Genomic DNA, 15068 nt, shown 5'->3' with positions numbered 1-15068 from the left:
TCGTGATCCCTGCCGGTCTCCCGAATTCACTCAAACACCTATCATTGAGCTTTAAACCTCTGGTGCCTGAGTGGCCCGACGATAGGAGGGCTGTATCGAAGGTCCGACTTCTAACTCCCGTTTTCTGACTTCCAGCATCCAGCATCCAGCATCCAGCATCCAACATCTGCATCAATGACTATGCCCAGCTTCTCCTTTTTTCCATTCGGCTAATAGGTAATATGCGTTATTGAAAGCCAATTGGGTGTCGGGGGCAATTGGTTTTAAGAAATTAACCGCTACCCATTCGCCATCTTTGGCACCGGTGGTGATTTCTACGGGTTTTAAACTCCACGCATCACCCTCTTTTTCCACCGTAAAAGCGTATTTTTTGTCACCGTCCGTACCGATGGCACTTTCGGGCAAGGCTTTTGTTTGTTGGTCGTCTGTTAATATACGGCCTTGAATATACATGCCGGGGATTAAATGTCCTTCTTTGTTTTCTATCTCGGCGTGCACATGTAAGGCTTTTGGATTCTCCTCAAAGGTTTGCCCAACCGAATAGATGGTCGCTTTCAATTCTTTTCCAGGGATGGACTGCACCTCAAAAGTAACGGTCTGTCCCTTTTTTACTTTATGCACATCTTTTTCAAATACCATTAAATCAGCGTGGACGTGATGGGTATTGACGATTTCAAACAGATTGGTCTGCGGATCGACATACTGTCCTGTTGTTACCTGTACTTTTTGCACCGCCCCTTCTATCGGGCTACGTAATGCTACGCGTTGGTAAATGGTTCCTTTTTCTACTCCGGCTGCGCTAATGTTCAATTGCTGCAATTGTGCTTTTAAGCCTTGTGCCAAGCTTTTTGCGGCTTGGTATTGGGCTTCCGTTTTTTGGAAGTTCATCCCTGAGCCTACACCTGCTTCGTATAGCTTTTGTTGCCTTTCGTATTCTTTCTGAAGGAACTGCTCATTGCTGTACGCATCTAAATACTGCGTTTGTTTATCGATGATGTTGGGGTGCGACAAATAGGCGAGTATCTGTCCTTTTTTTACTTCATCGCCTTCTATCACTTCTATGGAAACTACATTGGCACCCACGACCGAAGTCACCATCGCTTCGTTTTGTGGCGGTACTTCCAGTTGGCCATTGGCTTCTACAAAACCGCTCATTTTACGGTCTTGTAGGGTGTTGGTTTCCATTTGCAAAGCTTCATATTGTTGTGCCGAAAGCATCACTTCTTCTATGTGCGGCTTTTTGTTTGCTGTTTCTTCTGAAGCACTTTTTTCTTCAGACTTGGTATTCGAATCCCCGCAAGAAACCAGTACGATACTAGCGAGTACGAATAGACTGTATATAGGGTTTATTGTTTTTTTCATCATATTAATTATTAAAATAGTGTAGTTGAAATACGGCTTGTAAATAGTTATGTAAGGCATCGAGTGCGTCCAGTTCGGTTTGTATGGCATCGCGTATCAATTGCGTGAAAGCGGCATAGTCCACCGCGCCTTCTTTATATGCCAATAAGGCGCCTTGTCGTTGCTCCTTGGCAAGCGGCAAGGCTTCTTCTTTATAAAACTGCCACGAATCTTCCCATTTCTGAAAAGTCTGAACTGCTTGTTGATACGTGGCTTCTAGTTGTTGTTTGTTGAAAGTGGCTTGGTTTTTAGCAATTTCAGCATCTATTCTGGCGGCCTTTGCTTTACTGCGTTCGGTGCCTGAAAACAACGGAACGGATATCCCTACCTGATATTTATAAAAGCCCGTCGAACCATTTACCTTTTGTAGGCCACCTTGTAAATTGAACGTCGGCAATAAATTAGCACGGGCGGCTTTGTAATCGGCTTCAGCGGTTTTTATTTGCTGTTCGGAAAGCTGTAGCTCGGGGTGTTCCGTTAGCGTTGATGAAAGCGCTTGCATTTTTAAGGTATTAGCTTCAAAAGAATCAGGCACCGTGTAAAACGTATCGGACACCAACCAAATATTGAGCTGTTGCAATGCCACTTGGTAATCGCTCCAGGTTTGTTGCTTTTTGTTCTTTATTTGAAATGCTTGGTTTTTCGCCGAAGCATATTCCAATTTTGAAATTGCTTCTACTTCATAGTTGAGCGATACGGCTTCTGTAAAACGCGTATAAATGGAATCCAATTCTTTATACAACTGATACTTCCGCTTTTCCTGAAAGGCTTTCGACCACGCTTCTTTTACCGCTTGAGCCACTTGTAATTCCGATAGTTCCAAGGCGGTTTCGGCTAAAGCGATATGTTGCTTGCGCTGTTTGTTCTTAGCGCCAATACCCAGCAGGTCGATGTTTTGTTGCCCGATTCCAATAGTGGTATAAACGCCCCGTTCGTCATTCAGTTCTTCGCCACTGGTGAATACCGTGGTTGTTCCGAAGTCGTATGCCGCAGCTTTCATAGCCGATTCCCGTTCTATTTCCAACTGTTTTTGTTTTAACAGCGGATAATTTTCTTGGGCGGTTTCAACGGCTTCTGCTAAGGTAATGAGCAATAGGTCTTTTGTGAGGTTTGTTTGGGTTTCTGAAACTTCCTGTCCATACGTAGGGACAAAAGCCGAGCTTCCCAATAAACCAATAAGCAACACCGTGGTTGCAAGTGCGGGTTTTCTCATCATTTTTCGTTCTTTTCGTTTTTCTATCCATTGGTAACAGATAGGCAGAATAAACAAGGTCAATAGGGTAGAGGTGACCAATCCACCAATCACTACCGTTGCCAAAGGGCGTTGTACTTCCGCTCCGGCCGATGTAGAGATCGCCATAGGCAAGAACCCTAAGATATCGGTAAAGGCGGTCAGCATAATGGGGCGGATACGCCGTTTGGTCCCTTGTATAATGCGGTCTTTTAAATTGGTGACCCCTTCTTCTTTCAGTTCATTTAAGCCACTGATCATCACCAGCCCGTTTAAGACGGCCACCCCAAAGAGGACGATAAAACCTACCCCCGCCGAAATGCTAAACGGCATATCCCGTAGCCACAACGCAAAGATCCCACCAATGGTTGCCATAGGGATGGCAAGGTAAATCATTACCGTTTGAGGGAACGACTGCAAGGCAAAGTAGATTAGAATAAATATCAAAATCAAGGCAATGGGCACCACCGTTTGCAGCTTGTTACTGGCGCGCTCTAAGTTCTCAAAGGCACCGCCATAGCGTATATAATAACCCGGCGGTAATTCAAACTCAGCATCTAACTTCGCCTGAATGTCTTTTACTACCGATTTCACATCGCGATCCCGAATGTTGATCCCTACATAGGTACGTCTGTTGGTGTTGTCCCTACTAATCTGCATCGGGCCGGGTTCGTAACTTATCTTCGCCAATTCGCGTAAGGGTATTTGTGACCCGTTGGGTATGTTTACATAGAGATTTTCAATATCCGAGATATTGGTTCGGTTTTGTTCTTTTAAGCGAACGACCAAATCGAACCGTTTTTCCCCTTCAAAAATCACGCCTGCGGTACCTCCTGCAAAAGCAGCTTGCACCGTATTGTTCAATGTATGGATGTCCAAGCCGTATTGCGCTATTTTGCTTCGGTTGTAGTCTATGGTTATTTGTGGCAGGCCGTCGGTGGCTTCCACTTTCATATCGGCTACGCCGGGAATATCACCAATGAGTTTCCCCATTTCTTCGGCTTTACTGGCGAGGATATCCAAATCTTCCCCAAACAATTTAATCGCAACATCTTCCCGAACCCCGGTCAGTAATTCGTTAAAACGCATCTCGATGGGTTGGGTAAACTCGAAGTTTACACCGGGCACGACGCTGACCGCCTCTTTTATTTTATTGACCAGCTCTTCTTTCGAGTCCGCTGAGGTCCATTCATCGGTAGGTTTTAAAATTACGAAGACATCCGCAATATCCATCGGCATGGGGTCGGTGGGGACATCGGCTACCCCAATTCGGCTAATGACGTCTGTGGCCTCGGGAAACTGTGCTTTGACAATTCGTTCTACCTTGGTGGTAGTTTCAATGCTTTCTGAAAGCGAACTTCCGGGTTTTAAGATGGCGTGAAAGGCAATATCGCCTTCATCCAACTGCGGAATAAACTCGCCTCCCATTTGGGTAAACGTAATGATTGCCAGGGCAAAGAAGCCAATCGCAATTCCAATAATCAGTTTTCCTTTTTTAAGGGATGTGTTCAGTAAGGGTTGGTATTTGCGCTCTACCCAGTTTACAAATTTGTCTCCGTATGAACGTTTTTCAGGTTTTGAGACTTTCAGGAATAAGGATGAAACCATTGGTACGTAAGTTAAACAAAGGATCATCGCACCGATCATCGCAAAGATAAAGGTCAAGGCCATGGGTTTAAACATCTTGCCTTCCACACCTTCCAAGGCTAAAATGGGCAGGAATACAATTAAAATGATAAGCTGTCCAAAGAAAGCCGCATTCATCATCTTTTTGGATGCCTTGGCGGTTACTTCATTTTTGGTCTCTTTTGTGATGGTTTTATTTTTCCGAAGGTAGGAGTACAGCATAAAGACCGTTCCTTCCACAATAATCACCGCACCATCCACTATAATTCCGAAGTCAATGGCACCCAAGCTCATCAAGTTGGCCCAGACGTCAAATACGCTCATCAAGATAAAAGCGAACAGTAACGATAATGGAATAGTGGAAGCCACGATCAAGCCGCCCCGCCAGTTTCCTAATAGCAACACCAAGACGAAGATGACGATCAATCCCCCTTCCAAAAGGTTGCCGGTGACCGTGCCGGTGGTTTCGGCAATGAGTTCACTACGGTCTAAAAACGGTACGATGGTGACCCCTTCGGGCAGTGATTTTTGAATTTGTGCCACGCGTTCTTTTACGTTCTCGATCACTTCGTTGGAGTTGGCACCTTTCAGCATTAAAATCATCCCGCCAACAGCTTCGCCCTTGCCATTTTTGGTAAGCGCACCATACCGCACCGCACTGCCAATGGTGACCGTTCCCACATCTTTAATGGTAATGGGGATGCCTTTGCGGTTTTGTACCACGATATTTTCTATGTCGCTTACGGTACGTGCCAAGCCTTCGCCACGGATAAAGTTGGCTTGGTGGTTTTTTTCGATATAGGCACCTCCGGTGTTTTGGTTGTTGTTTTCCAAAGCGGTATATACATCGGAAATCGTAATGCCGATGGCCCGCAACTCGTCTGGATCGACGGCTACTTCGTACTGCTTTTTGTTTCCGCCCACGGCATTTACTTCAATTACACCGGGCACCATTGCCATCTGCCTGCGGACGATCCAGTCTTGCATACTGCGCAACTCGGTAGCGGTGTACTCGTCTTTGTAGGCTTCGTCCACTTCCAAGGTGTATTGGTATATTTCGCCCAGCCCGGTGGAAATAGGGCCCATAAAAGGCCGCCCAAACTCATTGGGAATCTGTTCTTGTACTTCGGTGAGCTTTTCGGCAACCAGTTGCCGGGGGAGGTAAATACCCATATCATCGTCAAACACAATGGTAACGACCGACAGCCCAAAGCGGGATACCGAGCGTATTTCCGAAACATTGGGCAGGTTGCTCATCGCCACTTCTACGGGATAGGTAACAAACTGTTCAATATCTTCGGTGCCCAGATTGGGCGATTGGGTAATTACTTGTACCTGATTGTTGGTGATGTCGGGCACGGCATCAATGGGGACTTTGGTCATGCTCCAAATACCCGCCCCAATGAGTGCGAGGGTCATGAGTCCCACTATAAACTTGTTATTGATGGAAAAATCAATGATTTTGTTGATCATAGGTGTTGTTTTAATGTAGCTGTGGCTTTTTTTTATGTTGTCCCCTCCCTGGCCTCCCCAAGGGGGAGGAGTGGGCTACCATATGTTATCTCCCTCCTTTGGAGGGGTTAGGGGAGGACTCTTTACCTCGTGCAATTTGTTTTCAAATGTATCGTCATTAATTCGATTGTTGTTTACTTGCATTGACAGTGTCGGCAATGACAATGAAAAAAAGCGTAGCTTGATAAAAATGTTTAAAGAATTATCGCACTAAATAAGTTATGTGCATTTGAAGGACAAGATACCTGCCCCTACCTTAAACGGTAGGCAAGTACGCAGGTATTAGGCTCTGGGGGGTTGTAATAAAGTACGTGGAATATGTTCTCCCAAACTATCAAAATGTAGAAATATATGGTTTGAAATGGCAAGGGCAATGGGCTCAAAAGCCGCGGTGCCGATATCCAGCGTATGTACGTGGCAACAATGGCATTGGCAAAAGGGCGTGCACTCGTCGCTATCTGGATGTTCGTGGTCGATGTCTTGGGTACTGACCACCTCGGTCTGTGTGTCGTCTTGGGTAGGGGGCGTATCGCTACAGGGCACTATATTGAGCCCCAAAAAGTAGATAGATAATATGACTGCCAAAATTTTCACGTTACAAATATAGGGAAAAAGCGGGTGCAATTGGGTTGCAAAATGTATTCACGCCATTCTATGATGCGATAATACAAGTTTCATTCTCGTTAAGGCAAGATTCATACCGTAAAAGAGTCCGCTCTTGCAGGAGCTGGAAGAAGCTCAACTGGTTATGGATAAAAGCCATGAAAAATAGCGAGGTGATACTGTTTCGGTTATAGGCTGATGATGCCAATCGAGATTTTGAACACCTAACAAAACAGTACATAAAATTAGATTTATCTTACAAAATTCTAATTTTTAATCGCTAAAAAACTGTATTACAACGATTATCTGCAATAAAAAATGATCATTTCAAAATATCTTATATCTTTGCTGTTGAAAATGTTAACCTATTTATGTATTTAATTCAAGCCCCCGATGAAAAATACTACACGAGTACACCAAAAAAAAGGTGCCTGTACAATTTTGATTATTCTTCTTTTAACTGCTATGCCGGTTATGGCACAAGTAGGGATAGGCACTACCAACCCAGCACCCAGTAGTGCTTTACAGATAGATAGCACCACTGGAGGATTTGTACCGCCGCGAATGACCAATGCACAAATGAATGCTATCCCCACGCCACTGGAAGGGTCTGTTGTGTATAATACCACACATTCAGCCTTGTTTATGTATTCCTCACAAACGTGGAACAATATCACGCGGCCAGACCTTCCGTCTATTGTTTTGAGCAAGGACTGGGGTGCGAACGACGATAATAACCTAGTACAAACAGATCTCAACACCTATTATAATTTTCCGCTCAATACCGATGAAATAGCAGCTATCGAGCACAACTTCTTTACGGTTACGGCAGATGGTACGGTGCAAGTAGAAAAAGACGGTAATTATATGATTACCGCTGGTTTTGCCGTGAACAGCTTGCCTATGGGTGGCCATAAATACATTATTGGCGTTTATAAAAACAGTAATAACAATCTTATTGGCTATTTGGTACGCGGTAATGTGGTTATGGAAACCGCAGACGAGTTTGGTACCAGTGGGGTAATGACGTTACCTTTTAAGAAACATGACAAAATAATCTTACGGTATGTGCTTAATAATGATAACAAACCATTAGACGCCCGTTTCTTTAAAATAGGAATTATTAAAATTTAAGCGGCTATGATATATTGTAAGAAAATACTCATCGTTTTTTTTCTGTCTGCTGCCATAATACCCACTTTTGCCCAAAAAGGAGTGGGGATCAACACCACAAATTTAGATGACGGCAGTGCATTACAAGTGGAAAGTACCACAGGCACTGTTGTGATACCCCGTATGACGACCGCTCAAATGGAAGCAATCGATGGTCCACTTGAAGGTGCTATGGTTTTTAACACAACAGATAACAGTTTATACCTTTATGTTAACACTAAGTGGGTACGGAATGTGCAATTATACGACACCCCTTCTGTTATCCTTAATAAAACAGGAGGCAAACTTACCTTACAAGAAAGCCCACCTTTGCCATTACCACTTAATAATTCACATATTCTGCATAATGTAGCCGATTATTTTGAAGTGAGCGGAACTGGGGTGGACCAAAACAAAAACAGCACCATTAAAGTATTACAAGAAGGTTTATACTTAATTACAGCGGGCATGTCCACGACCAACCTTCCCGCAGGGCCCAAAAAGTACAAACTCCTTGTGTTTGTAAATGGCGCCCTACAGTCCTATTTAACCAGCGGTAATGTAAATTTAACCAAAAGGGATTATTGGGGCAGCAGTGGCAACTCGGTACTTCTTTTAGAAGCCAACGATGTGGTGGAGATTAAATATACCTTAGATGGCAACGACACTATTACCGCCAAGTTTTTTAATATAGGGATATCCAAATTATAGCGGTTATAGTACATAATAGGTAACACAGGGAAACTTGATTTCTGTTGTGTTATGGTTAACTGTATTTAGGGAAAAAACGGGTGCAATTGGGTTGCAGAAGGCAGCGAATGCATTTCGTTAAGCTTTTTGCTATTTTGTATTCTTTTCTATCGTTATAGTTTTTATAATTTATGAATGATTGAGTGGAGCTGGTTGATAGCAGTTATTTCATTCGGTCAAGAGTCATTTCAAAAAATTGAAACCAATTTTCACCTCTTTTAATTTCCCCAATTTCGTACCATTGGTCTTTATCATTGAGTTCAATTATATATCGCATAGTACTGTTTGGGTACCAATAAAATTTTTCACCAATCAGTTCTGCTTTGAACTCACCTTTTTTCCCATTTTGCAGGTATGATTGGAAAGAGTAGTTTTCCTCTGATTTATTATACGATACAATGGCCATCGCATTGTGTATGACCTTTTCATTTTTCTTTCCCAATCCTTCTATTAAAATTGCGGTGCTATCCAACTTAAATTGAATGTTTTCGGTCTGGTCGAATTCAGTTTTTTCCCCATTGGGACCCATCATCCAACCGGTTCCTTTCCATTTGCCTGTAATAAAATGAAGTTTTGAAACTTCCGATTGCGATATAGAATCCGTTTCAAAAGTTTGTCCAAATGAGTAATTCATAAAAATAACCATTGCTATTAAATATAGAATTTTTGTTTTCATAAGTAAGTTTTTTAATTGTTACAACGTGTTTGTATAACCCTCGGTTGCATTTAGTTTTGTACTAATTTAACTAAAAAACGTGAACATTTGGTTTTTATAGGAATTTTCAGGCGAAAAAACTCTAAAGCAATTTTGGGCCTTATGACGAGACATTCGTCTCAGTTCTAAAGAAGTAAACTGTCAAAATGTAGAAATATATGGTTTGAAATGGCAAGGGCAATGGGCTCAAAAGCCGCGGTGCCGATATCCAGCGTATGTACGTGGCAACAATGGCATTGGCAAAAGGGCGTGCACTCGTCGCTATCTGGATGTTCGTGGTCGATGTCTTGGGTTAAAACCATCTCGGTTTGTGTATCGTCTTGGGTAGGGGCCGTATCGCTACAGGGCACTATATTGAGCCCCAAAAAGTAGATAGATAATATGACTGCCAAAATTTTCACGCTACAAATATAGGGAAATATGGATGCAATTGGGTTGCAAAACCTACTCAGTAAATTATTATTTACAAAATAACTTCTTCTATTATTCTTATTCATTATTTAAATAAATACTTAAATTCAATAAGTTACTTTGTGTTTTTTGTTTTACTATTCGTATTTTAATCAAATTAATTAACTTTTTAAACCTCTTAAATTTAATAACAACGTTTTCTCAATTTTTTCTTCCAATTAACCTGATATGGGAACGATCTTTAACCTTATTAATGTTTTTCTTTAAAAATTGGTAAAGTTCAAGTTCCATATCTCCTTCGCTAACTGCATCTTCCAAAAATTTTGGAATGTTTTTAGCCATATCAGTAAAATCAGCATACCAACCCCAAATATCATATTCATTATAGTTCCTGCGTATAAATTTACTTTTATGGTTTGTTTGCGTATTAAAAACTACAATTTCATAACCATACTCATCCTGTCTTTTTTGAAATTTTAACCAAAGATCTGATGAACCTGGTTTTGTTTGTATACCATCACAGATTATTGGTAGGTCTAAATTTTGAAAAGCATATTCATATAAACATTGTGCATAACCTTTTCTTTTTTTAAAGGATATAGACTTATTTGCTTCGTAAAACTTCTCTTTATTCAATATAATTTTTTTTAATCTCAGAACTGATAATGTTTCATTATTAGAAGAATCTAGTTTAAGATATACCCAGTTGTTGTAATTTGAGAATTTAATTTTTGTCTTAGGAGGAATAAAAGTGATATTAGCTATTTTTGTAACGGGTTTAAATGCTAAATTTTCATAGGTATTATTGATTAAATAGTTACTATTTAATTCCCTTTTTGATACTAATAAAGGCATTTATTTTTTATTAAACTGTAGAAACTATTTTGTGTGAACAAGTTTAGAGGTTTTTTTTCCTTTTTTTAGTTTGAACTTTAATGGATTCCAATCACTAATTTTTGGCTGCTCAATATTATTGCTAAAAAACAAAACCTCTTTTCCCTCTCTTATTTCATAGGCAGTATGATTAAAAGAAAACTCTTTTTTTGGACAGTCTGAATAAAGCTTTTGGATTTCAGGAACATTGTCATAAGAAACTATCCATTTGATATTTTCAATTGATTTAATTTTGTCACTTACTTTTTTATGATTTTTATCCTCATAATGATTCATATATAGTGAACTTGCCTTTAGATAGTATGGTGGATCAAAATAGAAAATAAAGTTGTCATCTTGAGCTTCTTGTTGGATTTTATCAATTAATTTGATAGCATCTTTTTTATAGAGACGTATATTCTTTTTATGTTTAGCTATTTTTCTAATTCTTTGGGTTAAGGCGGTTTTATTAAACCTACAATCCATAAGATAATTTCCATTTTGTTCAATGCCTCCCATTACACCTGCATTAATTATCCCTGATCTATTTGTGCGATTTAAGTAAAAAGTGGAAAAACCAAGTGTAAGTAAATCAACTGTTTTTTTATTACTTTGGACATCTCTTTGCTTTTTCCATTCTTCAATTGTTAATTCTGTACTTTCAATCATTTCACATAACTTATTTGTATTTTTTAGTACAGAGTGCCAAAAAGCATAAATTGACCTGTCTCTATCATTTATTGTTATTTTCTGGACAAAGCCTTCCATTAATAGAAATAATGCTACCGAAGCTCCACCAGAATAAGGTTCAACATAATGTCCATTTACATTATTGTCAAGACATACTTTAGCAATAAATGCGGAAAGCTTATTTTTTCCTCCTGGATATCTAAGTGGTGAATAGTACATTATATTTCTCTAATATCTAATAATTCCTGAAATAGTGGAAATAAGAAATCCCAAAAGCTATTTAAAAACTGTCGGTTTAAATAATGAGTGTCTTGACTATGAATAAACCCATTCAAAACATCTAATGAATATTGAGAAGTTGGGTCTAATAATCTACCGACTATATTTTGGGGTTTTCCAGCCAATTTATTTGTTTTAATATATTCCAAACGTTTTTTTAAAGGAATATTTCTCAAATCATCTCGATAAAACCGGCTTAAGTCACTTTCTATACCTTCTGTTTCTATATATTTAAAAACTGCTAAATCTACAAAAACTCTTAATGAGGATGAAACAATATTTTTATAACCTAATGATATTCTTTTAAACTCATTAAAAAGACCTAAAAGTCTATAACTATCTGTGTTTAAACTATAAATCTTTAAAACCATTTTCGTTCTGTCTGGGTTATCTTTTAAATGATTTATTGGCTCTGGGCCTGGCTCTGGCTTGTCTTCAGTTTCCTCACCCGTAGAACCTCCACTTGTGTCCGCACCATTTGTAGATTTATCATTATTAATTATTTTTTCCTCTACCTTATCATCTTTTTCTTCAACTTGATCGGATGCAAAAATTACTGTAGGTAATGAATCAAGCACTTCTTCTAAGTCTTCTTTTCTTAGTCTAGTATTTATTTTATCATCATCTTTGTTTACTATCCTTTTTATTAATTCTGTGAAAGAAGCGTAAAAACTATCTTCATTTGAAATTATATTAACATCAAGTCCGTCATATTCTATACCCCATTTTTCCTTTACGTCTGCAAAACTGAAAAACCTTTCTAAAACGGTTATTGGAAAACGGTAAGAGTCTGCCAATTCAAATTCTTCTGTTGAGAGATTGTCTTTTACTATATCTAGTTTGACAAAATCTTTGATTTTTAAAGTTCTTATAATTCCTTCGATTTCACTCTTTGTAAGTTTTGTAACCGACAAAATTCTATCAAGGTCACCATTGTGTTTTTGGTACAGAGTAACTATCCATCTTTGTTGTTGTACTCTTGACCATCTTCTTTGAAGTGTTGATGAACTGTTCCTTTGATTAATATACCATTCTGCATCCTCGAAAGATGGTGCAACATTAACTGGTATTTTTTCAATCGTCGTAATATTTATTTTTGAAGAGGCTTTACGAATAAAACTACGTATTGATTTTGGTGATTTCTTTGGTTCACGTAATAATTTTAAAGCTATTACACGACGATTACCTTCTGCAACGTAGTATTTTTTATTTTTTTTATTCTGCCAAACTACAACTGGGTCTGCTGGCACAAAACCATCTGCTACAATTGAATTTACGAGTGCGAAAAAATCATTTTTTTCTCCTTTATCAATGGTCAAATCTTCTGCATATTCCTTGAGTGTCAAGTGTGTCTCCTCTGGATTTAATCTTGGATTTTCTGGCCACAGTTTTAATTGGTCAACGGAACGTGGTGTTTTTTTTACAAGCCAATCATAGTTTCTATTCATAAAAGTGTTTTAAGTATTGTCAAATTCAAAAGATAATTAGATATATATTATAATTTTAAAGATGCTTTTAAAAAAAACCTAAACATTACTGTAAGTAGAATTTGGTTTAAACATTATTTATTTAAAAAAACTAGGGAGATAATACTTCAAATATACCCAAATATTTCAATTCCTTACCCATTCACTTCCCCAACATAACAACTCGTCGCTGCCGTAGGGTGTTTGGCTTGGTCGGTAAAGGTCGCCCAAAGCTGTAGGTTTTGTTCGGTAAAACCAGCGGGTATCGTTAGTTGTACGCTAGTGTCTTGGCGTTCGGCACAGGCTTCAAAAAAATAAAAAGTATGTAACGCTGGGGCGTATGTGGCTACGGTCAATAGATCATTAGGGGCGGCGAGGGGTTGCTCGCTATTATCGTCCCAAGTTAGTTGAAAACTGTTAATTGCTCCTTGAGTGAAAGTGAGGTTCCATACACCAGGTAAGGGGCCTTTGCTTATGAGTACTTTGAGGTAGTTCATGTAATACAGCCCATTTATTTTAATGGTGGCATGTTTTCTATGGTAGGACATCGCACTGCCATAAGCCGCTTTGCCGTCTGCATCAGGTATAAAATAGGCGTTGATAAAGGCACGGTACTTTGCTAAAAAGGTACTTACCAGCCCAAAGTTACTTTGGTTGCTCAATTGTGCTTGGCTACGTGGTTTGTTAGAAAGTTGCGGTGCCGAGCGTATAATGTTTTTGTTTCGCCAAGTAGCGCCCACGACCGGACCTACTTTTCCAGAGAAGCCTCCCATGAGGCCATTTTGTAGTGTTCCCATACGGTTAAGTTAGTTAGATTATATAAAGGGGAATGGCTAATATAATAGGTATGGGACTAATTTGCAAATGGATAGGGTGATTTTTGCTGTTTGAGCTACATGATAAAGTTATTACTTTTTTCCAGCTAACTATTACACAATGAGGAAGTATTTTAAAAAATCCTGCCTTTGGCCTATCGAAAAGGTATCGTCAAATTTGAAATGAAAGTGCCGTTAAGAATTTTAGGCTGTTTGAGCAAGACGACTAGTTCACCCTAGCAAGTGTAGTAAAGCGAGTTCCTAAAATTTAGGCACCGAATGATAAATTTAGATACCGTTTCGTAAGCCTAGATTTTTTTGGTTCGTTTTTTCATCAATGGAAAAAATGAACAAATAAGTTATTAAGATTAAAATAATACTTCTTCCTGTTTTTACACAAACCACCACCAAGTTTCCTTTGGATTTTGTCCCAGTTTTCTTCGAGTGTTCTTCGACTTTTGTTCGACATGACCCCTTATTTTACGTACAAAAGTCGAAGAAAATAGGGGGTAAAGTCGAAGAAAACTACTGGAAAACCTATTTTAGGTAGGTAAATTGTGGAGGAATGTATTGTTTTTTCTATAAATCAAAATTGGATGTATTTCTTATCCTTTTGCTTTAAGGATGATGTTCAACATCTTTTCTTTAATATATCATGGTACAATTAAAAACGACGTACTATTAGAAACCCAATAAGTAGGTATTACAATTTCGTATAAGCGACCTTAAAACTCCCAGAATTATTGCCGGGGTCCACATCGTTGGCATACAGTTTTAAGTACCCCGAGGTATCGGCCGTTAATGTGGCTTTTTTGCCTACATAAAACCATGTGCCGTTTTCGCCAATGGTGGCGATAAGGCTGCCGTGGCGGTAATTGCGCACGATATTGTAAATTTCAAATCCGTTGATGCCTTCTGGTCCGGCAGCACCGGCAAAAAAGCCTAAAGTTATCCTCCCAGAGGCTTTTAAATTGATTTTATCGCCTTTGTTGAGGTAAATACCTGTTAATTTAGTTGAATTTACGGTAATCGTGCCGCTCGAAACGGGAGATTTGGATTTTGTAGATTTTTCTAATTTAGTTTTGTTAAGCGAGGTTAGGACAAAATAGATTTTTTGTTCGGAAAAAATAGTGGCAATATTTATATTGTCCTTCTTAAAAAAATACACATTATCTCTCATGTCATAAGTATCGGCCGCTTTAATATAGGTGTTTATATAATATTTATAAAGTTCTTCATCTGCATTTCGAATCATCACGCCTACTTTTCCATTATCCCCTAACGTAATGGACAAATTCCTTTTCCCGATGTTGTTTTTTAAATTGTATTTATTGAAATAAATAGTGGCGTCATTCTTTTTGGTCCTGTCTTTTTCGTTCATACCAAATTTTTTTAGATAGGTGTTTACTTGGTAGTAATCTTCATTGTTGTAAGCTCTATAAATCTCTTCAATAGCATTTATACCGGGTAGCTCTTGTGCCATTAAGGCCAATGGAAAAAGCAGTACGGCCAAAACAAAATGTAATTTGCAAATACGTATCATA

The 15068-nt window shown here is 39.1% G+C and carries 12 protein-coding genes; 2 read left to right on the top strand and 10 right to left on the bottom strand.

All coding sequences use genetic code 11. From position 1 onward, the window contains the following. Window positions 1-171: 171 nt before the first annotated feature. From DDV96_RS14600 to DDV96_RS14590, 3 genes are all read right to left on the bottom strand, one after another. Window positions 172-1362: an efflux RND transporter periplasmic adaptor subunit gene (locus DDV96_RS14600; RefSeq protein WP_116695529.1), complete on the bottom strand. Its 1191-nt coding sequence runs from the start codon at window positions 1360-1362 to the stop codon at window positions 172-174. A gap of 4 nt (window positions 1363-1366) precedes the next feature. Further along, window positions 1367-5731, bottom strand: a complete 4365-nt coding sequence (locus tag DDV96_RS14595; RefSeq protein ID WP_116695523.1) for a CusA/CzcA family heavy metal efflux RND transporter — start codon at window positions 5729-5731, stop codon at window positions 1367-1369. A 321-nt stretch (window positions 5732-6052) separates the two neighbouring features. Further along, on the bottom strand, window positions 6053-6364 hold the full coding sequence (locus DDV96_RS14590) for a DUF6660 family protein (protein WP_116695528.1): 312 nt from the start codon (window positions 6362-6364) through the stop codon (window positions 6053-6055). Window positions 6365-6766: 402 nt separating this feature from the next. On the opposite strand from DDV96_RS14590, the gene DDV96_RS14585 reads away from it, so the two are divergent. Continuing rightward, window positions 6767-7507, top strand: a complete 741-nt coding sequence (locus tag DDV96_RS14585; protein ID WP_116695522.1) for a hypothetical protein — start codon at window positions 6767-6769, stop codon at window positions 7505-7507. A 6-nt stretch (window positions 7508-7513) separates the two neighbouring features. Then, window positions 7514-8236, top strand: coding sequence for a hypothetical protein (locus DDV96_RS14580; RefSeq protein ID WP_116695521.1), 723 nt, complete (start codon window positions 7514-7516; stop codon window positions 8234-8236). Window positions 8237-8438: 202 nt separating this feature from the next. Here DDV96_RS14580 and DDV96_RS14575 read toward each other — a convergent pair whose 3' ends face one another. The 7 genes from DDV96_RS14575 to DDV96_RS14545 form a co-directional block, all read right to left on the bottom strand. Beyond that, window positions 8439-8951: a hypothetical protein gene (locus DDV96_RS14575; protein WP_116695520.1), complete on the bottom strand. Its 513-nt coding sequence runs from the start codon at window positions 8949-8951 to the stop codon at window positions 8439-8441. 164 nt (window positions 8952-9115) lie between these two features. Then, the gene (locus DDV96_RS14570; protein WP_240607745.1) at window positions 9116-9391 is read right to left on the bottom strand and encodes a DUF6660 family protein; all 276 of its coding nucleotides are present in this window, start codon (window positions 9389-9391) and stop codon (window positions 9116-9118) included. Window positions 9392-9602: 211 nt separating this feature from the next. Further along, window positions 9603-10256 carry a hypothetical protein gene (locus DDV96_RS14565; RefSeq protein ID WP_116695519.1) on the bottom strand — a complete coding sequence of 218 codons (654 nt, stop codon included), beginning with the start codon at window positions 10254-10256 and terminating at the stop codon, window positions 9603-9605. A 24-nt stretch (window positions 10257-10280) separates the two neighbouring features. Next, on the bottom strand, window positions 10281-11183 hold the full coding sequence (locus DDV96_RS14560) for a DNA adenine methylase (protein WP_116695518.1): 903 nt from the start codon (window positions 11181-11183) through the stop codon (window positions 10281-10283). Beyond that, complete coding sequence (locus tag DDV96_RS14555; protein WP_116695517.1) at window positions 11183-12691, bottom strand: ParB N-terminal domain-containing protein; 1509 nt, start codon at window positions 12689-12691, stop codon at window positions 11183-11185. Before DDV96_RS14555 ends, DDV96_RS14560 begins: the two co-directional genes overlap by 1 nt. A 173-nt stretch (window positions 12692-12864) precedes the next feature. Continuing rightward, entirely contained in the window at window positions 12865-13506 is a 642-nt protein-coding gene (locus DDV96_RS14550; RefSeq protein ID WP_116695516.1) for a DUF6266 family protein, read from the bottom strand. 721 nt (window positions 13507-14227) lie between these two features. Then, window positions 14228-15067 carry a hypothetical protein gene (locus DDV96_RS14545; protein ID WP_116695515.1) on the bottom strand — a complete coding sequence of 280 codons (840 nt, stop codon included), beginning with the start codon at window positions 15065-15067 and terminating at the stop codon, window positions 14228-14230. Window position 15068: the final 1 nt, after the last annotated feature.

The organism is Marixanthomonas spongiae (genome assembly GCF_003095375.1).
GTDB classification, from domain to species: Bacteria; Bacteroidota; Bacteroidia; order Flavobacteriales; family Flavobacteriaceae; genus Marixanthomonas; species Marixanthomonas spongiae.
The sequence above is the reverse complement of the archived record's forward strand: the minus strand, read 5'-3'. Positions and strand labels throughout refer to the sequence as shown.

What these genes read in the sequence shown, in the direction of transcription:
- DDV96_RS14550 (WP_116695516.1), bottom strand. Translation starts at nt 13,506, where the DNA reads ATGGGAACACTACAAAATGGCCTCATGGGAGGCTTCTCTGGAAAAGTA.
- DDV96_RS14585 (WP_116695522.1), top strand. Translation starts at nt 6,767, where the DNA reads ATGAAAAATACTACACGAGTACACCAAAAAAAAGGTGCCTGTACAATT.
- DDV96_RS14560 (WP_116695518.1), bottom strand. Translation starts at nt 11,183, where the DNA reads ATGTACTATTCACCACTTAGATATCCAGGAGGAAAAAATAAGCTTTCC.
- DDV96_RS14555 (WP_116695517.1), bottom strand. Translation starts at nt 12,691, where the DNA reads ATGAATAGAAACTATGATTGGCTTGTAAAAAAAACACCACGTTCCGTT.
- DDV96_RS14600 (WP_116695529.1), bottom strand. Translation starts at nt 1,362, where the DNA reads ATGAAAAAAACAATAAACCCTATATACAGTCTATTCGTACTCGCTAGT.
- DDV96_RS14565 (WP_116695519.1), bottom strand. Translation starts at nt 10,256, where the DNA reads ATGCCTTTATTAGTATCAAAAAGGGAATTAAATAGTAACTATTTAATC.
- DDV96_RS14545 (WP_116695515.1), bottom strand. Translation starts at nt 15,067, where the DNA reads ATGATACGTATTTGCAAATTACATTTTGTTTTGGCCGTACTGCTTTTT.
- DDV96_RS14575 (WP_116695520.1), bottom strand. Translation starts at nt 8,951, where the DNA reads ATGAAAACAAAAATTCTATATTTAATAGCAATGGTTATTTTTATGAAT.
- DDV96_RS14595 (WP_116695523.1), bottom strand. Translation starts at nt 5,731, where the DNA reads ATGATCAACAAAATCATTGATTTTTCCATCAATAACAAGTTTATAGTG.
- DDV96_RS14580 (WP_116695521.1), top strand. Translation starts at nt 7,514, where the DNA reads ATGATATATTGTAAGAAAATACTCATCGTTTTTTTTCTGTCTGCTGCC.